This window comes from Rubellimicrobium arenae, assembly GCF_017916275.1.
GTDB lineage: Bacteria > Pseudomonadota > Alphaproteobacteria > Rhodobacterales > Rhodobacteraceae > Rubellimicrobium > Rubellimicrobium arenae.
The window spans coordinates 1-26,050 of the sequence record NZ_JAFMST010000013.1; the positions used below are offsets into that span (position 1 = coordinate 1).

23 protein-coding genes are annotated in these 26,050 nt (G+C 67.4%); 12 read left to right on the top strand and 11 right to left on the bottom strand.

Translation table 11 applies throughout. The annotated features are described in order from the left end of the window. Nucleotides 1-1,163: 1,163 nt before the first annotated feature. The 10 genes from J3P31_RS17935 to J3P31_RS17980 all read right to left on the bottom strand — a co-directional run bounded on the left by J3P31_RS17935 (nucleotide 1,164) and on the right by J3P31_RS17980 (nucleotide 9,462). Nucleotides 1,164-1,682, bottom strand: coding sequence for a hypothetical protein (locus tag J3P31_RS17935; protein ID WP_210529889.1), 519 nt, complete (start codon nucleotides 1,680-1,682; stop codon nucleotides 1,164-1,166). Between the two features lie 342 nt (nucleotides 1,683-2,024). Next, a complete protein-coding gene (soxA, locus tag J3P31_RS17940) occupies nucleotides 2,025-2,780 on the bottom strand; it encodes a sulfur oxidation c-type cytochrome SoxA (RefSeq protein WP_246849646.1) in 756 nt (251 codons plus the stop codon). After that, complete coding sequence (soxZ, locus tag J3P31_RS17945) at nucleotides 2,777-3,094, bottom strand: thiosulfate oxidation carrier complex protein SoxZ (RefSeq protein WP_210529890.1); 318 nt, start codon at nucleotides 3,092-3,094, stop codon at nucleotides 2,777-2,779. Before soxZ ends, soxA begins: the two co-directional genes overlap by 4 nt. Nucleotide 3,095: 1 nt before the next feature. Next, nucleotides 3,096-3,548: a SoxY-related AACIE arm protein gene (locus tag J3P31_RS17950; RefSeq protein ID WP_210529891.1), complete on the bottom strand. Its 453-nt coding sequence runs from the start codon at nucleotides 3,546-3,548 to the stop codon at nucleotides 3,096-3,098. Then, entirely contained in the window at nucleotides 3,545-3,964 is a 420-nt protein-coding gene (soxX, locus tag J3P31_RS17955) for a sulfur oxidation c-type cytochrome SoxX (protein WP_210529892.1), read from the bottom strand. The genes J3P31_RS17950 and soxX overlap by 4 nt, the downstream gene beginning before the upstream one ends. A gap of 1 nt (nucleotide 3,965) precedes the next feature. After that, nucleotides 3,966-5,225, bottom strand: coding sequence for an NAD(P)/FAD-dependent oxidoreductase (locus J3P31_RS17960; RefSeq protein ID WP_210529893.1), 1,260 nt, complete (start codon nucleotides 5,223-5,225; stop codon nucleotides 3,966-3,968). A 4-nt stretch (nucleotides 5,226-5,229) separates the two neighbouring features. Further along, the gene (locus J3P31_RS17965; protein ID WP_210529894.1) at nucleotides 5,230-5,508 is read right to left on the bottom strand and encodes a c-type cytochrome; all 279 of its coding nucleotides are present in this window, start codon (nucleotides 5,506-5,508) and stop codon (nucleotides 5,230-5,232) included. Between the two features lie 55 nt (nucleotides 5,509-5,563). Further along, nucleotides 5,564-7,726 (bottom strand): xanthine dehydrogenase family protein molybdopterin-binding subunit, encoded by a 2,163-nt coding sequence (locus J3P31_RS17970; protein WP_210529895.1) that lies wholly within the window; start codon nucleotides 7,724-7,726, stop codon nucleotides 5,564-5,566. A 12-nt stretch (nucleotides 7,727-7,738) separates the two neighbouring features. After that, nucleotides 7,739-8,191 carry a (2Fe-2S)-binding protein gene (locus J3P31_RS17975; protein ID WP_210529896.1) on the bottom strand — a complete coding sequence of 151 codons (453 nt, stop codon included), beginning with the start codon at nucleotides 8,189-8,191 and terminating at the stop codon, nucleotides 7,739-7,741. Between the two features lie 305 nt (nucleotides 8,192-8,496). After that, nucleotides 8,497-9,462: an XdhC family protein gene (locus J3P31_RS17980; protein WP_210529897.1), complete on the bottom strand. Its 966-nt coding sequence runs from the start codon at nucleotides 9,460-9,462 to the stop codon at nucleotides 8,497-8,499. 651 nt (nucleotides 9,463-10,113) lie between these two features. On the opposite strand from J3P31_RS17980, the gene J3P31_RS17985 reads away from it, so the two are divergent. The 6 genes from J3P31_RS17985 to J3P31_RS18010 all read left to right on the top strand — a co-directional run bounded on the left by J3P31_RS17985 (nucleotide 10,114) and on the right by J3P31_RS18010 (nucleotide 16,649). Continuing rightward, nucleotides 10,114-10,806, top strand: a complete 693-nt coding sequence (locus J3P31_RS17985) for a phosphatidylserine decarboxylase (protein ID WP_210529898.1) — start codon at nucleotides 10,114-10,116, stop codon at nucleotides 10,804-10,806. Nucleotides 10,807-10,809: 3 nt separating this feature from the next. Further along, nucleotides 10,810-11,565, top strand: a complete 756-nt coding sequence (locus J3P31_RS17990) for a CDP-alcohol phosphatidyltransferase family protein (RefSeq protein ID WP_210529899.1) — start codon at nucleotides 10,810-10,812, stop codon at nucleotides 11,563-11,565. Then, nucleotides 11,566-12,183: a class I SAM-dependent methyltransferase gene (locus J3P31_RS17995; RefSeq protein WP_210529900.1), complete on the top strand. Its 618-nt coding sequence runs from the start codon at nucleotides 11,566-11,568 to the stop codon at nucleotides 12,181-12,183. Nucleotides 12,184-12,730: 547 nt separating this feature from the next. Beyond that, nucleotides 12,731-13,579 (top strand): DUF1206 domain-containing protein, encoded by an 849-nt coding sequence (locus J3P31_RS18000; protein ID WP_210529901.1) that lies wholly within the window; start codon nucleotides 12,731-12,733, stop codon nucleotides 13,577-13,579. Between the two features lie 279 nt (nucleotides 13,580-13,858). Continuing rightward, nucleotides 13,859-14,614, top strand: coding sequence for a sulfite exporter TauE/SafE family protein (locus J3P31_RS18005; protein WP_210529902.1), 756 nt, complete (start codon nucleotides 13,859-13,861; stop codon nucleotides 14,612-14,614). Nucleotides 14,615-15,398: 784 nt separating this feature from the next. Continuing rightward, a complete protein-coding gene (locus J3P31_RS18010; protein ID WP_210529903.1) occupies nucleotides 15,399-16,649 on the top strand; it encodes a S1C family serine protease in 1,251 nt (416 codons plus the stop codon). A 1,157-nt stretch (nucleotides 16,650-17,806) separates the two neighbouring features. Here J3P31_RS18010 and J3P31_RS18015 read toward each other — a convergent pair. Further along, nucleotides 17,807-18,415, bottom strand: a complete 609-nt coding sequence (locus J3P31_RS18015; RefSeq protein WP_210529904.1) for a lysozyme inhibitor LprI family protein — start codon at nucleotides 18,413-18,415, stop codon at nucleotides 17,807-17,809. A 419-nt stretch (nucleotides 18,416-18,834) separates the two neighbouring features. Here J3P31_RS18015 and J3P31_RS18020 point away from each other — a divergent pair, with 419 nt between their 5' ends. The 6 genes from J3P31_RS18020 (at nucleotide 18,835) to J3P31_RS18045 (ending at nucleotide 25,955) form a co-directional block, all read left to right on the top strand. Further along, nucleotides 18,835-20,262: a hypothetical protein gene (locus J3P31_RS18020; protein ID WP_210529905.1), complete on the top strand. Its 1,428-nt coding sequence runs from the start codon at nucleotides 18,835-18,837 to the stop codon at nucleotides 20,260-20,262. 366 nt (nucleotides 20,263-20,628) lie between these two features. After that, on the top strand, nucleotides 20,629-22,110 hold the full coding sequence (locus tag J3P31_RS18025; RefSeq protein ID WP_210529906.1) for a sugar ABC transporter ATP-binding protein: 1,482 nt from the start codon (nucleotides 20,629-20,631) through the stop codon (nucleotides 22,108-22,110). Then, nucleotides 22,107-23,081, top strand: coding sequence for an ABC transporter permease (locus J3P31_RS18030; RefSeq protein ID WP_210529907.1), 975 nt, complete (start codon nucleotides 22,107-22,109; stop codon nucleotides 23,079-23,081). The genes J3P31_RS18025 and J3P31_RS18030 overlap by 4 nt, the downstream gene beginning before the upstream one ends. After that, the gene (locus tag J3P31_RS18035) at nucleotides 23,078-24,037 is read left to right on the top strand and encodes an ABC transporter permease (RefSeq protein WP_210529908.1); all 960 of its coding nucleotides are present in this window, start codon (nucleotides 23,078-23,080) and stop codon (nucleotides 24,035-24,037) included. Before J3P31_RS18030 ends, J3P31_RS18035 begins: the two co-directional genes overlap by 4 nt. 61 nt (nucleotides 24,038-24,098) lie before the next feature. Next, nucleotides 24,099-25,205, top strand: a complete 1,107-nt coding sequence (locus J3P31_RS18040) for a substrate-binding domain-containing protein (protein WP_246849650.1) — start codon at nucleotides 24,099-24,101, stop codon at nucleotides 25,203-25,205. Nucleotides 25,206-25,706: 501 nt separating this feature from the next. Further along, nucleotides 25,707-25,955 (top strand): YjiS-like domain-containing protein, encoded by a 249-nt coding sequence (locus J3P31_RS18045; RefSeq protein ID WP_210529909.1) that lies wholly within the window; start codon nucleotides 25,707-25,709, stop codon nucleotides 25,953-25,955. Nucleotides 25,956-26,050: the final 95 nt, after the last annotated feature.

Here is a 26,050-nt window from a genome sequence, read left to right on the forward strand (position 1 = left end):
GGCCGGGACATGGGACCGCAGTCGAAGGGGACACCGTTCGCATCACCCTGCCACCCCACTCCTGGCAGATGCTGAGGGTCAGCGTCTGAGGGACAGGCCGTGTCAGAGCAATCTGACGTGACCGGAGCAGGGGGGTCTCTGGCCACATCAGATGACCCGACGCAGTTCCTCTGACACCCGCACCCGCCCCGATACCATCCGCTTGGCTATAAGGTCCATGCGGAGTGTCAGGCAACTTGGCGCGGCCGTGCCGTTGCGCTGGTGATCGATGGATTCCGCTCGTAAGGCGCCGCCCCGAAAGAGTCTTGTGCCGAGGATCGGCAGGCCACCGGCCGCTTGGGGAACATCGCGCCCACAACTCGCACCAGCCGTTCCGCAGGCGAAAGCGGGCGACGCTCAGCTTCCAGCCCACGTGAGGTCTCCGGGAGTTCGCAGCCGTTGCGGTCTGCGTCCGACGTTTCTTCGACGCCGCTGAAGCGTTTCAAGCCGCCCAGTCCACAAGTGGACGCATGTCGTCGCTCTCGCCGAAGGATGGGATACCTGTTCGATTTCAGGCCCCGGTCGCCAACGCGCTCCATCCCGAAGCGGAGGGGAGCATGAGGTCGAGCGAGCATCATCGGTCGGACAGCAGGCTGCTTTTCGTCTTTTGAGTGCGGCCCGTTGAGCTTCAGAATGGACATTCCGGGTGTGCCTCCGCCGAAAATAGCGCGGGTCGATGTTCGAAGCAGGGACGGCACGCCAACCCGCCCGGACGATCGCCGAATTACCTCCAAGAAGCAAAATATCGATGAAACGGCTCTTGGCCTCGTTGCCTGCGGCATTGAGGCGGGGCCCCGACTGTCGAGGGACGGCTTGGACATGGTTGGGGCCTGCGGGGTCGCTGAAATGTGCCGTCGAGGCTTCCGATGGCGAGAAGGGCCGATGCCCCGGTCCCGGCGCATTCGAAAGTTGCACCTGTTCGCCGAAGATCATGCCTTAGTGGGCGACCACTTCAATTTAGACCGTTGCCTTCCGATCATCCTGGTCAAAGGCGGGCCCGTCCCAATCTCATACCGAATGCCCGGCGCCGTGCGCGGACCGGGGTCGGCTATGCCAGCGAGTCTGAGACGAGGTCGCCCCCGTCGACAACACTCACCAACGCTGCGCCAAGCAGCTTGGGGTCGTCAGCCGCCGCTGTCACTGCCCTGGGTTGCGCCTGCGCCGCCCTCGGTGGCGCTCGGGCGACCAGGTTGGCCCGTGTCGCCCGCCTGAATCTGCATCATGGCATCCGTCACTCGCATGTCGGGAACGCTCGAGCAGGTATCCAAGAGCGCCGCCGTCAGGTCTCCGCCACCAGGCGCGGTGTCGCCAGCCACGACCGCGTTCGACTCCCCGGTGTCACCAGAAGAGGGGGTGGCCGCCTCGGCGGTGGAGGATGGGGCGCCAACGCGATCAGTGCCGGTGGTGGCTGCGGCTGCCGGGGCGTCATCAGCTGCAGGGTCGGCGCCTGTGCCTTCATCGATCGAGGCTGCGGCCGCCGCCGCGGCAACTTCGATCGACGCCATCGCACGGGTTTGACCCGCAGTATCCAGGACGACGAACTCAGCGCAGGTCATCGTGCTCGGGTCGGTGCCTCCCTCCTGCGCAAATACGGGGAGGCTGACGGCCGTTGACGTGATAACCATTCCCATCAAGAGCTTCATGCTGGTTCTCCGGCGATTACACCTGCCGCGGCAAACCTCCAACGGAAGACTCTGGGATTTGTTCTGGCATAACGTCGGCATGAGCCAAGTTCCGCCTGCACGAGCAACCCGGGTCGGGCATCAGTCAGATTGGCTCGACTTCTAAGTCGTAGACGCCGTTCGCAGAACCCTCCAAGGAACCGGAACAGTGAAATGGCCGGCTTCCGAACTGACCGCGCTGGGCACGTTGCGCGACTCCGAGGCCTCCGTCACTGGTCGAGCCGGAGCCCGTCGCACTCCTTGTGGGGCACGATCGCGGCCATGGGCTCGGACTGGTGCGGGGACCGATGCGCGGCTGGACGGTCAGGGCCGAACGGCGGGCGCCTCCATCTCGAGTCCCGCAGCGCGGGACATGAGGAACAGTTCCAGGGCGATGTACTCGGGCGAGCCCGATGCGAAGGGCTCGGCCCGGACGCCTGCCATGCAGTTGCCGAACCGTCGGTGGAGACCGCCCATCTCCTCCCATTGCAGCCGGTACTGTGGGTAGCCGGTGGGGTGGGCCTCGGGAATCGTGGCGGCGGCCAGATGCCCTCCGGCATGGTCGTCGTGGCAGTTCGCGCAGGCGAGGTTCAGCTGGCCCATGCGCGTTTCGAACAGCACCCGGCCGGTGTCGCGCCAAGGATCGAGGCGCGGGTCGCTGTCGGGCGTGATCGGCACGCCTTTCGACTGCCGTGAGACAAAGGCGGCAAGGGCCAGAAGGGGACGGCTCTCGCGGTCCCACGCCCCGGCGTTCTGGTGCCGCGTCCGGCAGAGCCCGATCCGGCCCGCAAGGTCCACCGGCGCGCCGCTGTCCTCGTCCCATGCGGGATAGCGTGCGGCGACACCGGCCATGCTTTGCTCCGCCCCACCGTGGCAGTCCGCGCAGGACAGGCCGGCCTCGCCCTCGGGCGTATCCCAAAGGGCGGCGCCCTCGGCCACCCAGAGCATCCCGGGATTCGACATCTCGTCATCCTGCATCGCACGAAGGTCGGGCGACATCATCTCATAGCCCGTCCGCCGCTCCTCGGCCGTGGCGACCGTGGCCAGGGCGCCGGTCAGGAGCGCGGCGCGCAGCATCATCCCACGGTCAGCGTGCGACGCTCGCTGTGCTCTTCTCCGGTCTCGTCGGTCCAGAGCAACTCCACCTCGGCGGTTTCGACGGCACGAAGGAAGAAACCCAGGAAGGGGTTGGCCGCGATGGCCGGGAAGATCTCGGCGCGGAACACCTCCGTGCCGCCATAGAGGCAGCGAAAGTCGTGGATGATGTTGCGCGGCACGAGTTTGCCGTCCGCGCCGGTGCGGAAGCCGGTCTCCATCGGGTGAGAGATCAGGATCTTGACCTCGACGATTTCGCCGGGCGCGGCCGTTTCGGGGATGTTGACCATCGCTACCATGTCAGGTCTCCGCGCAGGCCGGAGCCGTGACGATGACGTCCGTCACGGCGGACCACAGAGAACCGTCGCTCATCCGCGCGATGGCATGGACGTTCTGCGAGCCATTGAGGCGGATACGCGTCTCGGCTGCGGCCCGTCCCGAGGCGGGCGTGAAGCGGAAGCGGATGACGTCGGGCAGGGGATTCAGCTCGTTGAAGATGGCTACCTCCTCGACGAACTCGTCCTCGGTCATCGGGCTCTCGACCGACACCTTCAAGGGGACCGCGTTGCCGTTCTCGACCAGCAGCGGCACGTTGAGGGTCACGCGCCCTTCGGTCACGGCAGCGCCGCCGGTGAAGGCGTCGAGCGCGGCCCGCATCGTGTCGGGCGTGGCGGACGCCGGTGAGAGGCGGAGCGCAAGGGGCCCGGCAAGGACCAGGGCCATCGCGGTCCGTCGGGTCGGACGTGGAGTCATTCCGAACCTCCTTTCAGGCTGGCGAGGTAGGCCACGACGTCCTCGACCTCCTGCGCAGTGAGAATCGTAGTGCCCTGCCAGCGGGCGCCCACCCGGGCGAGCCCGTCGAGGCTGTGGAACGGCGGCATGATCGTGTCGGGATTGACCGAACGGCTATCCACCACGCGCAGGCGCAGTTCGGGCAGGCTCAGCCGATCACCCACGCCGGTGAGGTCGGGGCCAAGGTCTCCCTGGAAGGGGACCTCGGCGAAGGGGCCGGCATGGCAGAGAACGCAAAGGCTCTTCTGCTGATCGAGCACGATGGCATGGCCCCGCGAAGGGTCACCCGGCACATCGGTGAGCGGATCAGGCAGGCCCTGGGCGCCCAAGGGGCCCGCGATGGCGATGGCAGCCGCACAGGACAGGGCGCGGCCCATGTCAGCCGAAGACGCTGCCCGTGATCGTCGCGTACCAGGCCCGGGCATAGTCGGCCTCGGTCGCGCGGACGTCGGGCGGCGCGCCGACGGGACTGGTGCCGCCCGCGCTTTCCACCTCGGCGAGCGCCCCCTCGACGGGCTGATAGACCCCGGCCACGGTGAAGGCATAGTCCGGCGCGGCGAGGCTGTAGCAGGTGTTGATGAGCTTCGGGGCGCCGGGCGTCTCGCCGCGCAGGAGCATGTCGATGGCCTGGGCGGCAACCAAGGCCTGGGCATTGGCCGAAAAGGCGGACTTGGGCATGGCCCCGGCCAGGCAGGCGTCGCCGATGACGTGGATGCCGGGCACCAAGGCGGATTCGAAGGTCTCGGGGCTGACCGGGCACCAGCCGGTCGCGTCGGCCACCCCGGACGCATCGGCGATGCCGCCCGCGCGCTGGGGCGGAATGACATTGGCCACGGCGACCTGATGCTCGGCAAAGTCGGTCATCAGCGTCAGGGTGGCCGGGTCGACGCCCACGACCTTGCCGCCCATCGACACGGGCACCCATTCGACCAGGCCGGGATAGAGCGCGGCCCAGGCTTCCTCGAAAAGGGGGCGCTTGGAGAAGGCGTCCTTGGCATCGAGGATCAGCACCTTGGACCGGGGCTTGGTCGACTTCAGATAATGGGCGATGAGGCTCGCCCTTTCATAGGGACCGGGCGGGCAGCGGAAGGGGTTCTCGGGAACGGCAATGGCGACCACGCCCCCGTCCTCCATGGCTTCGAGCTGGCGCCGCAGGAGCTCGGTCTGCGCCCCGGCCTTCCAGGCGTGGGGCATGACCTCGGACGCCGCTTCGTCGTAGCCGGGCAGCGCGTCATAGCGCAGATCGATGCCCGGCGCGAGGATCAGCCGGTCATAGGGTAGGGAACCGTCGGAGAGCCGGACCTGGCTCGCGTCGGTGTCGATGCCCTGGGCCTCGCCCCGGACCACCGTCACGCCCGCGGCGCTCAGGCCGTCGTAGCCGAAGGCGATGGACTCGATGGGGTTGAGCCCCGCCAGCACGGTGTTGCTGAAGGGGCAGGTCCAGTAGGTGGGCTGGCGCTCGACCAGTGTCACCTCGTGGCCCAGGGAGGCAAGGGCGCGCGCCGCCGTGGCGCCGCCGAACCCGCCCCCGACCACGACGACCCGTCCCCTTCCTTGTGCGTGCGCCGCGCGGTTCAGGAAGGGGAGGGCGAGCGCGGTGCCGCCCGTGGCCACAAGGGTCCGCCGCGTCAACCTCATGGGCTCACTCCTTGTCCGCATGATCGGCGATCCATTCGGCGATGGCTTGGGACTCCTCCGGCGTGAAACCGCGCGCGATGCGGTCCATGATCGTCGCGTCACGTCGGCCGTCCCGGTAATCCGCAAGGGCGGCAGAGATCTCCTCGGCCGAAAAAGCGCCCAGCGGCATGGTGGCCTCGGCATCGAGGGCATGGCAGCCGGTGCAGGAGAGAGCGCCAGGCGGCGCGCCCTGGGCCGACGCCGATGTGGCCAAGCCGGCGAGGACGATGACGAGTGCTCGCATCCGGGTCCGCTCCTTGGAAGGAGGGCTGGCGGCCGGAGCTGCCAGCCGCACGGCCTCAGCTCCTGAGGCTGTTGCTGTCCAGCGGTAGCTGGCGGATCCGCTTGCCCGTCGCGGCGAAGACCGCGTTGAGGACCGCAGGCGCCGCCACGAAGATCGTGGGCTCGCCCACGCCGCCCCAGAAGCCCCCCGAGGGTCGGATCAGGCTCTCGACGGCCGGCATCTCCCACATGGTGATGACGGGGTAGGTGTCGTAGTTCTCCTGCTGGATCCGCCCGCCCTCCACGGTGATCTCTCCGTGGAGCGCAGCGCTCAGGCCCATGGCGAAGGACCCCTCGATCTGTGCCTCGATCTGCTGCGGGTTGACGACATTGCCGGGATCGGTGGCCGCGACGATGCGATGGATGGTGAGCTGCCCTCGATCATCCACCGACACCTCGGCGGCCGCGGCGACGTAGCTGCCGTAGCCCATGTGCTGGCAGAGCCCCCGGAACACCCCGTCGGGCGGCGGCGTGTCCCAGCCGATCCCCTCGGCCGCCGCCTCGAGCACCGCAAGGTGGCGCGGGTGGTTCGCCATGTGCGCCCGGCGGAATTCGAGCGGATCGCGCCCGGCGGCATGGGCCAGCTCGTCCATGAAGGTTTCGAGGTAGAAGGCGTTCTGGTTGTTGTTCACGCCCCGCCAGAAACCCGGCCGGACCGGCGGGTTCCGCATGGCGTGGTCGATGAGCAGGTTCGGCACGGTGTAGCCGAACTGCCCTTCCTCGCCGTCCGGGTTCAGGCCCTGGAAGGTGAAGGGGTCCTTGCCCTCCTCCAGCATGAAGGGCATCAGGTTCGCCAGGATCGACTGGCCCGAGATCCGCATGTGCAGGCCGGTCAGGTTTCCCTGGTCGTCGAGCGCCCCCACCATCCGCGCCTTGGTGATCGGATGGAAGGTGCCGTGGATCATGTCCTCCTCGCGGCTCCAGATGAGCTTGACCGGCGTGCCGGGCATCTCCTTGGCGATGAGCACCGCCTGCCGCGTGTATTCATGCGAGCTGGCCCGGCGGCCGAAGCCGCCGCCAAGGTGAACCCGGTAGACCTCGCATTGCGGGATCTCCAGGCCCGAGGCTTCGGAAGCGACGGCCAGCTCGGCCTCGGCATCCTGGGTGGCGACCCAGACCTCGCAGCGGTCCGCCGTGACCAGGGCCGTCGCGTTCATCGGCTCCATGGTCGCGTGGTGCTGCCAGGGGAAGTAGTACTCGGCTTCCACGACGTTCGCCGCGTTCTGGACGGCGGCCGACACGTCTCCGGCCTGCGTGCCGACGAAGGCGTCCTCGGATCGCAGCCCCTCGTCCAGCATGGCATGGATGTCGGCCATGGAAAGGTTGGCGTGCTCGCTCTCGGTCCATTCGATCTGGAGGGCGTCAAGGGCGGTCTTGGCGCGCCACCACGTATCGGCGACCACCGCCACGGCGTCGTTGTCGATCTGAAGCACCTTCTGAACGCCCGGCATGCCCATGACGGCCTCGGCGTCGAAACTCGCCACCGTGGACCCCATGACGGGCGCCTGCCGGATCGCCGCGCTCACCATGCCGGGAAGCTTCATGTCGATGGCATAGATCTGGCTGCCGTCGAGCTTGCCCATGGTGTCGAGCCGCTTCACCGGCTGCCCGGCGATCGTCCAGGTGGACGGGTCCTTGAGCTGGATCTCGGCCGGAACCGCGACCTGCGCGGCCTCTGCGGCAAGCTCGCCATAGCGCAGGGTCTGGCCATCCGGCCCCGAGATGACGCCCTTGGACACGGTGAGCGTGGCAGGATCGACCCCCCAGCGATTCGCGGCGGCCTGGAGCAGCATGGCGCGGGCGGCGGCGCCTCCTTCCCGGACATACTGCTGCGAGGCGCGGATGCCCTGGCTGCCGTAGGTGCCGAAGGCCCCCCAGACCCGGTCGCGCGCGACGTTCTGGCCCGGCGTCGGGTACTCCCAGGTGACCTTCTCCCAATCCGCGTCGAGCTCCTCGGCCACGAGCTGCGCGAGGCCGGTCAGGGTCCCCTGGCCCATCTCGATCCGAGCGACGCGGATCACCACGGTGTCGTCGGGATGGATCACGACCCAGGCATTCAGCTCAGTGGTGGCGGTTGCCGCGTCCTGCGCGGCGGCGGGGATACGGAAACCCAGTGCAAAGCCGCCAGCGGCGACGCTCGCGAGGAAGCCGCGGCGTGTCAGCGAAAAGTGTCGTGTCATGCTTCGCCTCCCTCACAGCAATTCGGAGGCGCGCTTGATGCCCGCGCGGATCCGGTTGTACGTGCCACAGCGGCAGATGTTGGTCATCTCGGCCGCGATGTCCTCGTCCGTCGGGTTCGGGTTGTTCGCGAGAAGCGCCGCCGCCGCCATGATCTGGCCTGACTGGCAGTAGCCGCATTGGGGCACGTCGACCTCGAGCCAGGCCTGCTGGACCGGATGCGTCCGGTCGGGCGATAAGCCCTCGATGGTCGTGATCTCGTCCTCGGGCGTGATGTCCTGAAGCTGGACCTGGCAGGAGCGGGTCGCCATGCCCCCGATATGCACGGTGCAGGCGCCGCAGACGGCGATGCCGCAGCCGTATTTCGTGCCGGTCAGGCCGATCTGTTCCCGCAGCACCCAAAGAAGCGGCGTCTCTGGTTCCGCATCCACGTCATGTACGGTGCCATTCACAGTGATCCGTGGCATTGGCGTCCTCCCTGCGTGCTTCGTTTTGCCGCAGCCTACGACGATTGTCGTCGCTGACGAAGCAAATTCACAAGTTTCGACCTTATTGTCCCGGCAGCAGCATCCGGGCCCGCGGGCAGTTGGCATCAGCCAAGTCGATTTGATTGAGCGGGTCAGAACCTTTGTTGTGTCGACGTCAGGCCCTCTGCCTAAGCGATTGATCTCCTGTGCCGCCGTTGGGCTTGGGGTCGGGACCTCGATCAGCGGTTCCGACGGAACCCAACGCCCCCAAGTCCGATCACGGAGGAGCAGGTCACGAGAGCCGGTCAGCCCGAAGCGCCGACCGTGGCGGTTCCGCTTTTCGTCCATGCGACCGGCGAGGGGCGGCGCTCGATGATCTCGGCCACCACCGCCGCGGCGATCTCGCGCGGGCTCCGGGCCATGATGGGCAGGCCGATAGGCGCCCGGAGCCGCGCAAGGTCTGACGGCTGCAGCCCTGCCTCCAGCAGCCGGGCGCGGCGAGCCTCCAGCCTGCGGCGCGACCCCAGGACACCCACATACCCGGCCGAGGACGACAGGGCCGCCAGCAGGGCCGCCTGGTCGAGATCCGCATCGTGGGTTGCAATGGCCACGGCAGTCCAGGGATCCGGCTCTAGCCGACGAAGGGCCACGTCAGGAGGATCGGTCCTGTAGTCGAGCGGAAGCGGCGCGGGGCCGGGCGGGCCGTTGGGCCTGACCAGGGTCACCTGCCATCCTTGCAAGAGGCCCCCGGCCGCGATGGCCAGCGCAAAGGGGTCGCTGCCCACGACAACGAGCCTTTGTGCCGGCTCGTGCAGGCGATTGACGATCCAGTTGCCCTCGACAGGCGCGTCCGGCAACTGGACCTGCCGCTGGTCGCCGCGGCTCAGGTATCGCAGGACTCGTCGGTCGCGGGCGGCCTCGACCAGGGCCAGCATCGCCGGGTCATCGGGCCGCACGGGTTCGAGCAGCAGGTCGATCCGGCCGCCGCAGGGCAGGCGTATATCGAAGAACGGGCTGCCATGGCCGTAAGCGATCCGGCGGGGCTCCCAGGTCCTGAGGATGTCGCGCGCGTGCCGTGCGACATCGCTCTCCACGCAGCCGCCCGAAAGGAAGCCCCAGGCGCTTCCGTCGGTGACCACCATCTGCGAACCGACCGCCCGGGGGCCGCCATCGGCCGCGACGATCGTCACCAACGCGAATGGGCTGGCCGAATCCACGAGGGACGAGATGATGGGCAGGACGTCATCGACGTCGTCGAGCGGCCAATCCATGCGCGTCCCCGCGTTCGGTGTGAAACCTCGGTCCGAAGTGAGTAGAGCGTCCGGAGCCGGACGCGAGTTCCGGCCCTGAGCATGGAGCTTCGTGGATGAAAGCGTCAAGTGGGCACCGTCGGACAGCTTTTTCCGGACCAGGAGGGCAGCGCTGCCGGAGAAATGCCGCCTCCGCCTGACAGGGGTCGTGCCTTAGCTTGCTGCATGACCCAGCGCAGCTGGTCTGCTGGTTCGGAACCTCGCCTGGGGCGATCCCTCTGATGGTGAGACGCTGCGTCCGGTTCTGGGCGCGGCTGCGGAACATGGAGGCCCCGCTCCATAAGGTGGCCCAATGGCAGCCATGGGATGGTCCGACTCGGGTAGCTGCGGCGTGGCGGACATCTGCGGCCGAAATCCTGCCCTGACCTCGCAGGGCTGCTGACTGCAGCCGCGCTCGTCGGGGTGGTGCCGGGGGGGTGGGGAGACACAGTCCCGCAGTCATCGACTGGGGAGGGCCGATGCCAGCGGACGAGCTTGTACCGGCTTGCCGGCATGGCGGCTGCCTGCCCATCCCTGCCGCAAACATACGATGAAGCGTCGTTCCCGTTTGAAGTCCCGCTGCAATGCAGCTAGGAGCTCCATCCAGGAGAAGTGAGGCAGGGACACCGGCGCATGACGATGTGGGGCACGTTCCTCAAACCCATGCACCCGGAAGGATACCGCTTCCTGCCGTTCTTCGGCTTGGGCGCGCTGATCCTGTTCCTGATCTGGGAGCCCCTGGGCTGGTTGGGCGTCGGCCTCACGATCTGGTGCTACTACTTCTTCCGCGACCCGCGCCGTTCGGTGCCCCAGGCCGAAGGGTTGGTGGTGAGCCCGGCGGATGGCGTGGTCTCCCTCATCGGGCCTGCCGTGCCCCCTCCGGAGCTCGGGATGTCGCCCGAGCCGCTCACGCGCGTGAGCGTCTTCATGTCGGTGTTCAACTGCCATGTGAACCGCACGCCGGTGGCTGGCCGTGTCGCGGCCGTCGCTTACCGGCCGGGCAAGTTCCTGAACGCCTCGCTCGACAAAGCGAGCGAAGACAACGAGCGGAACGCGCTCTGCCTCGAACTCGCCGATGGGCGCCAGCTCGCGGTCGTGCAGATCGCCGGGCTGGTGGCGCGGCGCATCCTCTGCTGGGCGAAGGTGGGGCAGGGGCTCCGGACCGGGGAGCGTTTCGGCCTCATCCGCTTCGGCTCTCGGCTCGACGTCTATCTCCCGCCCGGTGTGACGCCCCTGGTCGCGCTGGGTCAGACCATGGTGGCGGGCGAGACGGTGATCGCGGATCTGTCGCGCACCGGCCCAGCCCGTCCAGCGCAGGAGGACTGAGGAATGGAGGCGCCCCCGGATCCCCGGCCCCGGCTCTCGGTCGCGCAACTTCTTCCCAATGCCATAACCCTGGCCGCGCTCTGCGCCGGGCTCACGGCCATCCGCTTCGCCTTCGAGGGCGCGTTCGACATCGCCGCCGGGCTGATCCTTCTGGCCGCGGTGCTCGACGGACTCGACGGGCGGCTGGCGCGGCGGCTCCGCAGCGAGAGCGCCATGGGAGCCGAGCTCGACTCGCTGTGCGACTTCGTGGACTTCGGGGTGGCGCCGGCGCTGGTGATCCATATCTGGGCCACGGGGGGCGAAAGCGATGGTCTCAGCTGGATCGCGGCACTGGTTTATGCCGTGGCCTGCGCCTTGCGGCTGGCTCGGTTCAACATCGGCAGCCGCGTGCCCTCGCTCGGTGGGCAATCCGCAAAAACCTTCACGGGGGTCCCGTCGCCCGCCGGGGCCATGCTGGCGCTGCTCCCGCTCTTTGTCGCCAACCTGGCGCCCACCGTCGTCCTGCACCCGGCGCTGACGGCCCTATGGCTGATGCTGGTCGCGGGCCTGATGGTGAGCCGCCTGCCCACCCCGGCCTTCCGTCCGGTCCGCATCCGTCCCGAGCAGGCCCGGATGCTGCTCCTCGGAGCGGTGGCGCTGGGCGCGGCGCTCCTGACCTATCCCTGGCTGACCCTTGTGCTGCTGGACCTTGGCTACCTCCTGCTGCTGTTGTCGGGCTGGGCCCGGCTTGGGCGGCACTTTCCACGAAAGGACAGGTGAATGGAGCTGCAAGCGGTCGAGAAGTCCTATGCCCGCTGGGCGCCGGTCTATGACCGGACCTTTGGGGCAGTCACCGACGTGGGGCGGAGGCGGGCCACGTCGCTCCTGAGCGAACTCGGAGGATCGGTGCTGGAGGTGGGCGTGGGCACCGGGCTCGCGCTGCGCCATTACGGCCCGCGCGTCGCCGTGACGGGGGTGGACTACAGCGAGGAGATGCTCGCCAAGGCCCGTGCCAAGGTGGCCGAGGATGGACTCACGAACGTCGTTTCCCTGCGCCGGATGGATGCGCGGGAACTCGACTTTTCCGACGAGAGCTTCGACCATGTGGCCTGCATGCATGTCGTCTCGGTGGTGCCCGAGCCTGAACGCGTGATGGCCGAGATCGCCCGCGTGGTGCGGCCTGGGGGAACGGTGGTGGTCGTGAACCATTTCCAGCGCGCCCGGGGCGCGCTCGCAGTGGCCGAGCGGATGGCGGCGCCGCTTGCAGACCTCCTGGGCTGGCATTCGGACTTCGACAGGAGGCGCGTGCTGGGCGAGGCGCGGCTCCGGCTCGTCGAGGAGCGCACGCTGCCGCCCTTGGGCATGATGACCCTGATGCGGCTTGTGAAGGCCGGGTGACGGGGCCACCTCGCCGAAGGTTCTCGATCGATCAACCTGCGGCCACGCGAGGGGAGAGAACGTGACCGAACCCTGGGCTCGCGGGGCGGACCTTTGCCCCAGCCTCGGCTGGCGCCCCGGCGAACCTTCGGTCCAGTCGGCGGGGGGCGCCCCTCGCGGCAGGGCCGGAAGGCAGCCTTGGACGCGCCGGGCCTGGCGCGCATCGGGAGGCCCGTCGCCCTCCGGGGGTCCTTGGGCCCGTGACGCGTCACCGAGGCGATCTCCATCATGTTCGTGTCCCCGTCCTCGTCAGGGCCGGACGGGTCAGGGGGAAGGCGGGCCAGGGCGATCTGGCGCGACCAGGGCAGGACGCGGTCGTCAAACGGCTCGTTTGATGCCTGCGGACCGTCGGCGTACCCTGCCACCTCAGTCCGTGGCGCAGAGCGGACATGATCCGCTGGACGATGGCCTGACCGTCGATCTCGGACGTGCCCCGGCACTTGCCGCCTTTGAGCAAAGTAGAAGGAACCTGCCCGGACTGGCTCCGTTGCGCTGCAGGAGGTGGCGCATGCGCGAGGATGCTCTGGCGTGGACAGTGCCCGTGATGCGGGCGGGATATGCGGGTCGGGGGCTGACTTACCTCGTCATCGCGGGCTTCTCTCTTTGGGCGATCTGGCGAGGTGGCCAGGCACAAGGGCCGTCCTCGGCGCTCGCGAGCCTCGAGGGCACCACAGGCGGTGGCATTGTCCTCGTCCTGATATTTCTGGGCCTTATCGCCTATGCGGCTTGGCAGGTGCTTGCGGCCGCAATGGACCTCGAGGCCCACGGACAGGACGCGAAGGGCGTTGCCGGGCGACTGGGGATGGCGATCTCCGGTCTCGTCTATCTCAGCCTTGCTTTCGCGGCGCTGACGCTTCTCCTTTCCTCGGCCGGACCCGAAGGCGAGTCGCGGCTCCGTGAGTGGATCGGAACGGTGATGGGCTGGCCCGGTGGCAGATGGCTCGTGGGACTGGCCGGACTGGTCATCATGGGCGCGGGCGCGAAATATGTCATGGAGGGCTGGACGGCCAGTTACGAGAGGTACTTGGCAGCCAATTCCTCGACCGCCCGATGGCGGACCCCGCTCCGGGTCGGGGTTGCGGCGCACGGCGTCGCCCTTGGTGTGATCGGGCTCCTGTTCCTGACCGCAGCCTGGCGGGCCGATCCGTCGGAGGCGGGCGGCTTGGCCAGCGCCTTCGACTGGCTGGGAGAGCAAGCCTATGGCCGTGCCTTGGTCGCCGCGCTTTGCCTGGGGCTCCTTGGCTTCGCGCTCTTCTGCTTCGTGAACGCCCGCTGGCGCATCGTGCCGCGCGTGGCCGGCGACAAGACCGAAACCCTGGCGCGCGCCGCGCAGCGACTGGCCGCCAAAGTGGCCTGAGCCTCCCGCTCACTTATGCTGGACGGCAGGGTTGCAGCCCAACACGGGATCGGAGTTGCCGGCGCAACGCCTCAAGATCGATGCACCGACCGGGAAAGCGGCGTTGGACCTGCTTGCTGATGCTCCTGGGCGTCATGTCCCACGACTGGAGGCGGGACTTGGCGTCATGCCGTCTGGCGATCTGGTGCATGCTGGCCGTCAGCGGCATAAGTGGGGCAGGTCGCGATCGTGCCGAGGGCGGTACGAGGCGGACGACCGCAGACCGAAGTCAGTTATATCATGCCCTTGGCCGACCTGATGCTTCTCATTCTGTCCGGATTCCTTGCCGGAGTGGTGAACGCCATCGCAGGGGGCGGCACATTCCTGACCTTCGGCGCGCTGACACTGGTCGGCCTGCCGCCCATCGCCGCGAATGCCACCTCCTCCATCACGCAGTTCCCGGGCTACATCACCTCGACCCTCGCATACTGGGGCGATCTCAAGCGGATGTGGCGGAGCGCCGTTCTGCTGGGACTGGTGTCCGCGTTGGGATCGGGGGCAGGTGCGCTGATCCTGCTGGCGCTGTCGAACCCTTCCTTCCGGGCCATGGTGCCATGGCTGCTTCTGGCCGCGACCGCTCTTTTCGCCGCTGGACCCTGGCTCAAGCCAAAGAGCAGGGCCGGGACGAACGAGGATGAGAAGGCGTCTTTCGTCGCTCTCGTCCTCCAGTTCCTCACATCCATCTATGGCGGGTTCTTCGGCGCAGGCATGGGCGTGATGATGCTGGCGACCCTCGGCCTGACTCAACGTGGCGACTACCATCGCCTGAACGCCTTGAAGAACTTGTTTGCGGCCATCATCGCCGCCGTGGCCATCGTGGTCTTCGTCGGCGGCGGAGTCGTGGCCTGGCCGGAGGCGATCGTGATGATCCCGGCCGTGGCGCTGGGGGGCTATGCGGGAGTCTGGACAGCCCGGCGGGTACCGCAAACGATCGTGCGCCTGGTCGTCATCGCGGTCGGACTGCTTCTCGCATTCTACTACTTCGCGCAGGGCTAGGCAGGCTCCTTGGAGGGTGATGTCGGGGCAATGAGACGCGCGCAGGCGAAGGGCAGCCACCCTCTGCGCCATGTCTTAGCTCATCCCGGATCCGACGAGCATGGGGTCGAGATCGGCTACCAGTTCGTGCGCTTCTGGACTCTGGCGCTCGGCGCACCATCAGGGCGGGGCGTGGAGGTATTCGTCTCGAACACCCGGGGGAATAGGGCCACTTTGACGTTCCTCAGAGCACACTAAGGACGCACGGCCAAGTCCACCAATTCGTGGCCGCTGAACTGGGTTCAGCAGCGCGTCCCTTGAGGAGGTCGGAGCCGACGATCGGCAGGAGACACGGCGGTAGGACGCGCAAGCGGCTCGGGTCCGCCCATCAGTCGTTCCGACGACGCTAGCCTGAGATGCGTCGCTTCCAGAGCCTGCAACATACGCAGGAACCTGCTTCGGGCCGTTCTTCGATCCACAGCCTCTTCACCTCACGGCTCAGTTCCTTCAGCCGCACGTCGAGAACCTGAACCGCGCGGCGGTTGCCGAGGAGCGGACCCCGAGTGCTGCCTCAACATCCGCACCCCGGCCAGGACCGACACAGGATCATGTTCGGCCGACAGCGCCCATCTACCGGATACAGGACCTCTTCGGTTGACGCAGATCCATGACCGCGCCTCCTCCTGCATTCGGTCTTGTCCGGGGCAGGGTCAGGATTTCCGTCCTTGAGCCGCAGGCCGCGATCTCCGATCACGAGGGCATTCCACAGTCCTTTACGACAATCTGCATTTCCAGGGAGGCGATCATGACGCTTTGCCGCTTCGCCAGCCACAAGGTCCAAGTGCTGAGCCGACCTATGCTTCTGTCGGTATCGGTCCTGGCTGCGACGTGGGCTTTGCCGGTTCTGGCGCAGGGCTACCTCGACTTTGGCGCAAACGCGAGCCGCTGGGCCTATGACGGCGAATGCGACGATCCGCGCTTTGCAGGGCCGGGCGCGGCGGACGTGCTGGTCCAAGAGGATCTCATGGCCGATGCCGCCGACTGCGAAGCGGCCTTCCGCATGGGATCGGTCTGGCTGCAAACCGGCGGCGCGCCCAGCAAGATGCCTTCTGCACCGCAGCCCGTGGCCCCGCGGCCGGGAGTCATCGATTTCGGCTTCAACACGAGCCGGTGGGCCTATGACGGCGAATGCGACGATCCACGCTTTGCGGGGCCGGGCGCGGCGGACGTGCTGGTGCCCGAGGACTACATGGCCGACGCCGCCGACTGCGAAGCGGCGTTCCGCATGGGATCGGTCTGGTTGCAAGAGGGGGTGCCAGGGCCAATTGGCATGCCGATCGCGCCAAAATTGCCGCCGTCTGGTCCCGGGATGACGCCGCAGGGTCCCGAAGCCGAGCCGCCCCCTCAGGAACCTGCCGAGCCGCCCGTGGTCAGCATGGATTGGCCCGCTTGGGCGCCCGCCACAACAGATCGGAACGAGGCCGAAAGCGCGATTGCGATGGAGCCGCAGGAGGTCTTTGCGGCGACGGAGGGCTCCATCTATCTTCTGTTGGCGGCGGCAACGCCGGAGGAGCTTGCGGCGGGCGAGGGCTCGCTGGGATCGGCTGTCGCCATCTCCAAGCATTTGGCCCTGACCAACTGCCACGTTGTCGAAGGTGCCCCCTCCATGACGCTGGTCGACGAGACGAGCGACGAAGAGATCGCGGTCGAGCTGCTGTCCGCAGACCCGGAGACGGATCGCTGCATCCTGCGAACCGACGCTTGGCTGCGGCCCATCAAGGCGATCCGGCCCGCCGATTCCCTCACCGTGGGCGAGCGGGTCTACTCGATCGGCAACCCGTCAGGCCTCAGCAAGACGTTCGCCGAGGGCCTGATCTCGGGGGTCCGCGAGGATGGCGGCATAACGCTGGTCCAGACTTCCGCACCGATCTCACCCGGATCGAGCGGCGGTGCGCTGGTGGACGCGTCGGGCGCCCTTGTCGGGATCACGACCTTCCTGCTGCGCGACACCCAGAACCTCAATTTCGCGATTTCGGCCAGCGCCTTTTGGGAGTGAGCCAGGGACCGGGTTCGCCGTGAGAACTGGTTCCGCAGGAGGCCTTCGGCCGTCATCCATGGCGGCTCAGAACGCTTTGCAGCTGAGGCGGGAGCGGAAACGCTCTCCGTTAGGGGCACCAGTTTGGATGCCGCCCAAGACGTCCGTGCGGGTCGACGTAGGGGCTGACGATTCACGCCTTACCGGTAATTTAGCACGCTAATCGTCGCACTTGGCGGCCCTCGCCGTCCAGGCGGCGAAGGTTGCCTGCGTAGTTGAAGACGCAGCTTGGCAGGGCTACTAGGCTGCCGACCCGGGAGTGTGCCTCCGCCCCTGAGAGCGTGCTCCTTCCTGCAGCCTTGAGCGACCGCTATGGACGCCGACGCCAGCCCGGGGTGATCATCTTTCCAAGTGGTACTTGGCCTATAGCGCCAGCGGGGCCACTGTCGCCCAGAGCGGAAGAGTGTCCGCCAGCATGGGCGGATCGACGTCACCAGAGTGGCGTCGTTCTCCTGGATGATCCGGAGCACGTGCAGCAAATGCCGGGCCGGATGACCGTGAGCTCACGACTGCCCCGCGCAGTCCGGCTCGGGGAACATGAGCATCGACCAAGGCCTGCGACGCCGACGGCCCTTTCGTAGGAAGATCCGTCTCGCAAGGCTCGTTACAAGCTGGCGAGACAGGAACGGTGCGCCGGCAGACAGCTCTGCGCTGCATGGGTGGACCGGTTCCCAACTGTCGTGGCTGACAGGCTACTTCCCGGCGAGTGGCGTGACGATCCAGCTGGCCGTGTTAGGGCATGGCCGGTCCGGCTGTCGGCCCGGGATGTCGATGAATTGCTGACGACCACGACATCCAAGGTGGGCCACCGAAAGAACATGGTCGGAACCCCTCTGCCCCATATGAAGGACTGGAGGACAGCCCTGCCGTTCCCGAGTGGCGCGCCGCCTTGGGACGACCGCCTTTCGACAGGCAGAGACCAGTTGCATCTGTTCGATGGCGCGATCGAAACCGTGTCGATGCAGGGCCGTGCAGCTCTGGTGGGCCTACGATCCGCCCCATGTCGAGGCGAGACTTCCGTTGCGCCGCTCCACAATCTGCACGACAGGATGTGCTTGGGACTGAACGCCAGCAGGTCGGCGCCTGCACTTCGGGAAGATGCCTTGAGGCGGAGTGTCTCAGTCCGCCTTTAGGCTGCAGGCTTCTTCGGCGCCGCCGAGCCATTGGAGCCACGCATCGTCAGCGTCCACCAGAAACACGCTGCCCAGATCTGACGTATAGCGGGTATGTTCCTCCCCGGGCTCTCCGACTGCCACATCGGTCTCGGGGCCGCGTTCGATGCGAACCGAAGGATGCTCGGTGTCGAAATAGCTCACCCGAATCTCGGCCGTGCTTCCGCAGCGGTACGTCGTGACCCAGGACGGTGCTTCGAGCGACCAGCCAGCGACCAGCTGGGCTTCCCTGTGCAGGTAGTTGGCCCTGACACACTCATTGGGGTAAAGTCCCTTCCAGCAGTCATCGCGACCCTTGATCCAGCCGCGCTGCGTGGCGCGCAGGTCGAGCAGGGCTGCTGGTGTCTGCGCCTGGGCTGCCGCCAGGGCCGCTTCGAAGCGGGCCTGCAGGTTGCGGTCGAGCCTGGCAAGTTCCGGATCCGAGCAGACCAACCTTTCACCCCAGGTCGAAGCTTTCGCGCAATCGAAGGACGGACCGTCCTGGGCAAGGGCAGGGCCGGCGCCGGCCGCGAGAAGGGCCAGACTGCCGACGGCAAGCAGAGAGGGACACGACATGAGGCAACTCCATCAACTGGAGGCGTCATGCCCGACACCGCGCTGGGCCACCACGCAGGAATCCTGCCCTTGACGGGCCCGGAGGGCCACCATGTGCCGCGCCCGAGCATCCAACACAGCGCAGTGTCGGTCCATGGTATGGCTCCGGAGATCATCTCGTCTCCGCCGTCCCGCCCGGAATCAGGGGGTTGAGCAGGTCTTTGGACTCGATGAGAGCGTCGTCGTGCCTCATTCTCAATGCGCCTTCTCGGCTGCCCATCAGGCCTTGGACCCTGCCTTCGGAACTCGCGAGCCCGCAGCCGCACAGAAACGGCGGGACCTGGGATCCGAGGCCAACTCCCGAGCGGTCGAGGTCAGGACAACCCGCCTTGAGCTGTGGGGGGCACCTGTTAGCCAGTCATCATTTCCAGGAGGGATTGATGCTGACCTTTATTCAACTCCGCCGCCATGACCTGGCGCTCGCGCTGGCCTTCGCCTCGATCGTCTCGGGCGCCCAAGCGCAGGTGAACGAGCGCGTGGGCCTGTTTGCCGAGTCCGAGCGGTCCACCGCCAGCGCCGATGCCGCTCTCGACGGTGCGGGCGGGCTGCACATGGCTTATGTCCACTGGGAGCCCGAGGTCGAGGGTGCCGAGGCCGTGTACGCCACCTGTCCCGGAGGCCCGGCCGCCTGCGCCAGCTTCGACGCGTGGTCCACGGTGGAGATCATTCCGGCGGCGCGCCGGGTCCAAGTCGATGTGACCGCCGACGGGCGCCCACGCCTGCTCATCGTGAGCACCTCCCAGACCCAGAGCGGCGGACTCGACTACTCCTACGCCGAATGCGACGCGGGTTGCACCGACCGGGCCAACTGGACCGTGACCCCCATCGCGATGAGTTGGGACAACTCGATGTCGGCGATCATGGCCGACCGGACGCCACAGCGGACCTTTCTCCTGGACCCGGCGGGCCGCCCGCAGTTCCTCTATTCCGATCGCAACTATTTCGTGGAGCCCGATCATTACGGCACCTTCTGGATGACCTGCAAAGCGGACTGCACGGATCGGGCCAACTGGACCGAAACCGACATCGCACGTCACTCCGAGTACGACACCGAGATCTTCGACGCTCCCGCCCTGGCGCTCTCGCCGGATGGGAAGCCCCGCATCGTAAGCCGGATCTTCGCGCTCGGGGAAAACGGCGAGGACGCCCCCGAGGGGCTTTATTACCTTGCCTGTGATGCGGTCTGCACGCAGGGAGCGAGTTGGCGCCGGGTCCTGCTCAGCGACGCCGGTTCAGGATCCTACCCCTCTCCCGGATGGGATCTTGAGGTCGATCCGCAGGGCCGCCCCCGCATCGCCTTCTTCGCCGGCGACGGCATGGAGCAGGCGGACCTGTCCCACACGCTCATTTACCTGTGGTGCGACGGACCGGATTGCCTGACCTCGGACGAGGCCTGGATGGGCACCGTCGTAGTGGGCGAGGGGCATGGAGAGATGGTGGACCTCGAACTGACTCCCGACGGGCGGCCGCGCATGGCGTTCCGCGCCAATGGGGGCGAACTCGCCTTTTCCGCCTGCGACACGGGCTGCGAGACACAGGACCAGGCCGTCTGGGTCTCGAACCTGATCGAAGGGCAGGGTGAACTCGCGACCGAGCGGCCCACCGCGCTGCCCTTCACCTGCGACGGCGAGGTCTGGGAAGGCCTTGGGCCGCAACTCCTCCTCCCGGCCGATGGCCGGCCGCTCGTGGCCTACGACATCTCGGTCGAAGGGCGCTGCCTTTACGAGGACAGGGAGCAGCCCGCGGAGGTCTACTACGACTTCCACGGGCTCTGGCGCGGCGCCCGGATGGTGACCTTCGCGCCATGACCCCTCCCGCGCGGTCGCCCTCGCGTTCGTCTCCAGCTTTCCCAACTCAGGCGGGAGCGCCTCCGGCCACACCCTTTGCAGGCCCGTAGGGCCGCGCTCGATACGTGAATGGCGCTTTGCCTCACGGGTGATCCGGCGAGCCCGCCCGAACAGAACCTGCTCCGCGGAGATCTGACGGCAATCTCATCAGCAACGGATGCCGAGAGGGCGAAGGGCTGGAACGATGCCGGAATCCCGAAGCTGTGGAAAAGTACAAAGATGTTGACGGACCTCGCCCGCTCGTGATCGGACTTAGGCGTCACGCCGGTTCGGGGGGGACCGGTCGCGATCGGAGGAGGGCCCATGATCCCATTGCGGGTCACGGACGTGTCAAAGTCTTACGGAGGTGTCCAGGCGCTGAAGCCGACCTCGTTCGATGTGCGGGCTGGCGAGATCCATGCGTTGCTGGGGGAAAACGGTGCCGGGAAATCGACCCTGATCCGCATCATGTCGGGCCTCATCGCACCCGACAGCGGCGCAATCGAGATCGACGGGGAGATCGTACATTTCCGCTCTCCGCGTGATGCCACGCGACATGGCGTGGTGACGGTTCACCAGGAGCTTCTGCTGTTCCCGGACCTGAGCATCGCCGAGAACATCTGCATGGCCGATGACGCGGGTCCGTTCGGCCACATCGATCGCGATGCCCAGGTCAGGAAGGCGCGCCAGCTTCTGGCGGAGCTCGACTCGGCCGATCTCGATCCCGAGATGCCGGTGCGCCACCTGTCCGTCGCACAGCGCCAGCGCGTCGAGATCGCCCGTGCCCTTGGACGGCAGGCCAAGGTGCTGATCATGGACGAGCCGACCGCCTCGCTGGCCGACGCCGACGTGGCGCGCCTTGTCGCCATCGTCCAGCGCCTGCGCGGGCGCGGCGTGGGTATCGTCTATGTCAGCCACAAGTTGTCCGAGGTGCGACTGCTGGCCGATCGCGTGACCGTCCTCCGGGACGGCCGCTTCGTCGATACCCGCGAGGCCAAGGGCATGACCGAGGCCGACATGATCGCCCTGATGGTCGGCCGCAGCATCTCCGAACTGTATCCCAAGGGCGAATCGCGGATCGGGGCCGAAGTGCTCCGGGTCGATGGTCTGACCCTCGCGCCGCGTGTGCGGAACATCTCCTTCACCTTGCGCGCGGGCGAGATCCTTGGCTTGGCGGGCCTTGTCGGGGCTGGTCGAACCGAAGTGGCCCGCCTTCTGTTCGGGCTGGACCGGCCCAGCAGCGGCCGGATCTTCCTGGACGGACGAGAGGTGAGCGTGTCCTCTCCGGAGGCCGCGGTGGCGCTGGGGATCGCCTACGTCCCCGAGGATCGTGGGGCTCAGGGCCTGGTCAAGACGATGCCGGTGTCCGCCAACGTGACCATGGCCTCCTTGGGTCAACTCCTTCGGGGTCCGTTCCTGTCGCGAAGCACCGAATATGCCGCGGGCGCGGAGGCCATACGCCGGCTTGGCATCCGTGCGCCGCGCGGGCCCCAGCACCTTGCGGGCAAGCTGTCGGGAGGGAACCAGCAGAAGGTGGTCATCGCCAAATGGCTTCGCACGGCGCCTCGCGTCCTTATCCTCGACGAACCCACGCGGGGGGTCGACGTCGGCGCCAAGGCCGAGATCCATGCCCTCATGGGTGACCTGACGCGACAAGGCCTGGCGATCCTGATGATCTCGAGCGAGCTTCCCGAAGTCCTGGGCATGAGCGACCGCGTCCTCGTGGTGAGCCAGGGCCGCATGACCGGCCTGTTCGAGCGCGCGGACGCCACGCCCGAACGGGTCGGCGCGGCCATGGTCGCCGAGATGCAGGAGGCGACTGCGTCATGACAGCCATACCCCATCGATCGTCGCAGGGGCGCATTGGTCGGGCGCTGGTCGGGCACGGCCAGGTTCTGGTCGTGCTGGGCGCCATCATCGCCCTGTTCATCGGCGTGAGCTTCGTGAACGCGCGGTTCCTCAGTCCCGCCAACCTGACGACGATCTTCTCGGGCAACGCCTATATCGCTGTTGCGGCCATCGGGATGACGATGGTCATCATCACCGGCCACATCGATGTCTCCGTCGGCGCGCTGATCGGGGTCCTGGCCACGGTGGCCGGCACGCTTGCCGTTGCGGGCTGGCCGATGTGGCTCGTCTGGTTGGCTCCCCTCGTGATCGGGGTGGCGGTGAACGCCGCGGCGGGCTGGCTGGTCGCCTATGCCCACATCCCATCCATCGTGCTGACGCTGGGCCTTCTTTCCATTCTGAAAGGCGGCCTGATCGTGGTGACCGGGGGCGAGTGGATCACCGACCTGCCGCCCGGGTTCTTCCTGGCGCAAAGGGACGTGTTCGGGCTGCCGCTGCCCCTTGTGGTCATGACGGTACTGACGCTCGCCGCTGCATGGTGGATGGCGCATTTCCGCTTCGGCCGCACGATCTACGCCGTTGGAAGCAATCTCGAGGCCGCTCGGGCCATCGGCATCTCCGTGGAACGAACCACCGTGGGTGTGTTCGCCTTGCATGGGCTGTTCGCGGGCATCTCGGCCGTGCTGTTCGCCACGCAGCTGACCACGATCCAGTCCACCGTGCCCCCGAACCTCGAACTGGTCATCATCACCGCCTGCGTGATCGGTGGCGTCTCGATCCTGGGCGGGGTCGGGACGGTGATCGGTGCGGCGCTGGCCACCATCTTCTTCGCCACGATCACCTCGGCGATGATCTTCACCAACGTATCGGCCTACTGGCTGAGGGCGGTGATCGGGGGGCTGATCCTGATCACCGTGCTGGCCGACGTCGCGCGCCGAAGGGGGCAAGCATGAGTCCGACGTCCGGGCGCCTTAATCTTCTCCTCAGCCACGAGGCGATGCTGGCCATCCTGCTGGCCGTCACGCTCCTGATCCTGTCGCTCCTGTCGGACAGCTTCTTCAGCACGGCCAACCTGCTGAACCAGGTGCGCCTGACGGCAGAGATCGGACTGATCACACTCGCGATGACCCTGGTCATCATCACGGGTGGAATCGATCTGTCCGTCGGTTCGATCGCCGGGCTGTCGGCGATCATGCTGGGCCTCCTGTGGCAGAAGGCAGGGCTGCCCCTCCCACTGGCCGCGGTGACCTCGCTGGGCATCGCGGTGCTGGCGGGCCTGGGCAACGGCGTGATTATCACGCGCTTCCGCGTACCGCCCCTGATCGCGACTCTGGCCACCATGGCCTTCTACCGCGGCCTGGCCGAAGGCTTCAGCCAGAGCCGATCCGTCCGGGGCTACCCGGAGGGATTCTACATCCTTGGCCAAGGCGAGGTCCTCGGCTTGCCCACGCAGGTCTGGATCCTCATCGTGGCGGCGGTCCTGGTCGGCACGGCGCTGTCGGCAACCGCCTTCGGCCGGACGGTCTTCGCAATCGGCGCCAATGAAACGGCCGCCCGCTTCTCGAGCCTGCCGGTCGACCGCGTGAAGCTGATCGTCTACGGGCTGTCCGGTTTCATGTCAGGCCTGTCCGGTCTCCTGCTTGTGTCGCGGGTGACCACCACGCGGTCCGACATGGGGATGGGGTGGGAGCTGGACGCGATCACCGCCGTCGTCCTGGGCGGCGCCAGCATCTTCGGCGGCCGGGGAACGGTGCTGGGCAGCGTGCTGGCCCTGGCGCTGATCCAGTGCCTCAAGAGCGGCCTGTCCCTGGCCGGGGTCAAGGCGGACGGGACCATCGTGCTGATCGGCCTGTTCCTGATCGGCGCCGTCCTGCTCGGAAATCTGATGGACCGCATCGCGGCCCGTTGAACCCGTCTCGCGCAAGCCGGCGACAGACCGGGAAGCGCGGATCAACAGAGGAGGAGACTGAATGAAACCCGTGTTCCACATGGCGGTCCTGGCCGGCCTGATGTCGGCCAGCAGCGCCCTTGCTCAATCCGCCTGGACGGGCGGTGACGACCTGCCGACCAACCCCTTGCCCTGCGACGGAAGCCCCGCCGCTCCGGCGGCGCTGCCCTACGACGGAGCCACGCCCGCGAACGCCCCGGACCGCGCGGGCCAGCCGATCACGGTGGTGGACGTGCCCAAGCTGGTGGGGATCGGCTATTTCAACGCGACCTCCAAGGGCATCGCCGAGGCGGCGGCCGAACTCGGCAACATGACCGTCACGACCGACGGACCGACCGAGGCCAACATCGACGACCAGATCACGATCCTCGACAACTACATCACCCAGGGCGTGGACGGCATCCTGTTCGCCGCGAACGACCCGGTTGCCATCGCTCCGGTCCTCAGGAAGGCCCTGGAGGCGGGGATCAACGTCGTGGGCTACGACGCCAACGCCGAGCCCGACGCGCGTCAGTGGTTCGTGAACCAGGCCGAGTTCAATGGCGTCGCCAAGTCGCTGATCGACAGCCTCGTGGCCGAGACCGGCCCCGAAGGCAAGTTCGCCATCGTGACCTCCACATTCACCACGCCGAACCAGGCCCGCTGGATCGCCGAGATGTCCGCCTACGCGGCCCAGTGCTATCCGCAACTCGAGTGGCTGGAAACGGTCGAGGCGCAGGAGGACAACATCCTGTCCTTCAACCAGGCCAACACGCTCCTCACCAAGTACGGCGAGGACATGAACGGCATCATCGGCATGACCTCGGTCGCCACGCCCGCCGCCGCCGACGCCGTCACGCAGTCCGGCAACTGCGGCAAGGTCGCCGTTGTCGGCTTGGCCACGCCGAACGCGATGAAGCCCTATCTCGCGTCCGGCTGCGTCAAGTCGGCCGTCCTGTGGAATCCCGTCGATCTGGGCTATGCAGCGGCGCAGGTGCTTCGGGCGGCGGCGGACGGGACCCTGACGCCGGGGGACACGTCGGTCCAGGCGGGCCGCTTGGGCGAACTTCAGGTGATCAACGGCTCCGAGATCCTGCTGGGTTCCCCGTTCGTCTTCACGCAGGAGAATGCCGGCGAGTTCGACTTCTGAACCGTATCTGCGCCGGCCGCGGGGGCTTCCCTCGCGGCCGGTCAACCAGATCCGCCTGAGGGCGTCCCCGTGGCGCACACCCTCTGGCCGCCCGGTCCGCAGGCCGAACCGGGCTGCCGCTCCGGTCGGGCGGCGGGCGCCCCGCGCTGCCTGACAACTGGCGCATCCGCTCGGATGGAAACCGCTTCACATCTGTCTTGAGGGCGCCCCGGGCGTCCTGCGCTTCGACGCCGGGGTGCATGCGAAGAAGCCACGTATCGTCTGCGGGCCACGCGTGGCCCAGGACCGAAACAGGTCATCCGTGCGACGGCTCGAAGGTAGGTGGGGCGCAAACACGTATGATTTTCACGCAAGTGTCACGCTGGTGATGACGAACGCAGGACGCGTGGGCTCCATAAGCGGCCCACCGGATCGCGAGGTCGTGCGGGCTCATGCAGTTGGGTGCAGCCGCACGCCTCCGACCCGGCACCGACGTTTGTGACCTGTTTCAAGGAAATGATCATGACCAGTCACATTGTTCCCGGCTCTGGCCGTCCGTCTTGGCTTCGCCTGTCCGACGCCCTCCGGGCTGCTGGCCAAGCCCTGGGCGCCGCTCGCACCAGGCGGGCCAAGCGGAGGAAGCTCGATGCCCTGAGCGATCATCTCCTGCGCGACATGGGTGTGCGCCGGGATGAGATCGCCGACGGCGTCACGGCTGCCAGCAGCCGGCTTGGCCCCGAGATCAGGCTGCACACGACACTTTTCGTCTGATCGGTTTCACGGGCACCGGGAGAGCAACCCGGCGCGGGATGCCTCTCCCCAGGAGTAGCCGGCAGCCAGCCTCTTGAGGTGGCGCGCCGAGCCAC

What these genes read in the sequence shown, in the direction of transcription:
- J3P31_RS17935 (WP_210529889.1), bottom strand. Translation starts at nt 1,682, where the DNA reads ATGAAGCTCTTGATGGGAATGGTTATCACGTCAACGGCCGTCAGCCTC.
- soxA (WP_246849646.1), bottom strand. Translation starts at nt 2,780, where the DNA reads ATGATGCTGCGCGCCGCGCTCCTGACCGGCGCCCTGGCCACGGTCGCC.
- soxZ (WP_210529890.1), bottom strand. Translation starts at nt 3,094, where the DNA reads ATGGTAGCGATGGTCAACATCCCCGAAACGGCCGCGCCCGGCGAAATC.
- J3P31_RS17950 (WP_210529891.1), bottom strand. Translation starts at nt 3,548, where the DNA reads ATGACTCCACGTCCGACCCGACGGACCGCGATGGCCCTGGTCCTTGCC.
- soxX (WP_210529892.1), bottom strand. Translation starts at nt 3,964, where the DNA reads ATGGGCCGCGCCCTGTCCTGTGCGGCTGCCATCGCCATCGCGGGCCCC.
- J3P31_RS17960 (WP_210529893.1), bottom strand. Translation starts at nt 5,225, where the DNA reads ATGAGGTTGACGCGGCGGACCCTTGTGGCCACGGGCGGCACCGCGCTC.
- J3P31_RS17965 (WP_210529894.1), bottom strand. Translation starts at nt 5,508, where the DNA reads ATGCGAGCACTCGTCATCGTCCTCGCCGGCTTGGCCACATCGGCGTCG.
- J3P31_RS17970 (WP_210529895.1), bottom strand. Translation starts at nt 7,726, where the DNA reads ATGACACGACACTTTTCGCTGACACGCCGCGGCTTCCTCGCGAGCGTC.
- J3P31_RS17975 (WP_210529896.1), bottom strand. Translation starts at nt 8,191, where the DNA reads ATGCCACGGATCACTGTGAATGGCACCGTACATGACGTGGATGCGGAA.
- J3P31_RS17980 (WP_210529897.1), bottom strand. Translation starts at nt 9,462, where the DNA reads ATGGATTGGCCGCTCGACGACGTCGATGACGTCCTGCCCATCATCTCG.
- J3P31_RS17985 (WP_210529898.1), top strand. Translation starts at nt 10,114, where the DNA reads ATGACGATGTGGGGCACGTTCCTCAAACCCATGCACCCGGAAGGATAC.
- J3P31_RS17990 (WP_210529899.1), top strand. Translation starts at nt 10,810, where the DNA reads ATGGAGGCGCCCCCGGATCCCCGGCCCCGGCTCTCGGTCGCGCAACTT.
- J3P31_RS17995 (WP_210529900.1), top strand. Translation starts at nt 11,566, where the DNA reads ATGGAGCTGCAAGCGGTCGAGAAGTCCTATGCCCGCTGGGCGCCGGTC.
- J3P31_RS18000 (WP_210529901.1), top strand. Translation starts at nt 12,731, where the DNA reads ATGCGCGAGGATGCTCTGGCGTGGACAGTGCCCGTGATGCGGGCGGGA.
- J3P31_RS18005 (WP_210529902.1), top strand. Translation starts at nt 13,859, where the DNA reads ATGCCCTTGGCCGACCTGATGCTTCTCATTCTGTCCGGATTCCTTGCC.
- J3P31_RS18010 (WP_210529903.1), top strand. Translation starts at nt 15,399, where the DNA reads ATGACGCTTTGCCGCTTCGCCAGCCACAAGGTCCAAGTGCTGAGCCGA.
- J3P31_RS18015 (WP_210529904.1), bottom strand. Translation starts at nt 18,415, where the DNA reads ATGTCGTGTCCCTCTCTGCTTGCCGTCGGCAGTCTGGCCCTTCTCGCG.
- J3P31_RS18020 (WP_210529905.1), top strand. Translation starts at nt 18,835, where the DNA reads ATGCTGACCTTTATTCAACTCCGCCGCCATGACCTGGCGCTCGCGCTG.
- J3P31_RS18030 (WP_210529907.1), top strand. Translation starts at nt 22,107, where the DNA reads ATGACAGCCATACCCCATCGATCGTCGCAGGGGCGCATTGGTCGGGCG.
- J3P31_RS18035 (WP_210529908.1), top strand. Translation starts at nt 23,078, where the DNA reads ATGAGTCCGACGTCCGGGCGCCTTAATCTTCTCCTCAGCCACGAGGCG.
- J3P31_RS18040 (WP_246849650.1), top strand. Translation starts at nt 24,099, where the DNA reads ATGAAACCCGTGTTCCACATGGCGGTCCTGGCCGGCCTGATGTCGGCC.
- J3P31_RS18045 (WP_210529909.1), top strand. Translation starts at nt 25,707, where the DNA reads ATGACCAGTCACATTGTTCCCGGCTCTGGCCGTCCGTCTTGGCTTCGC.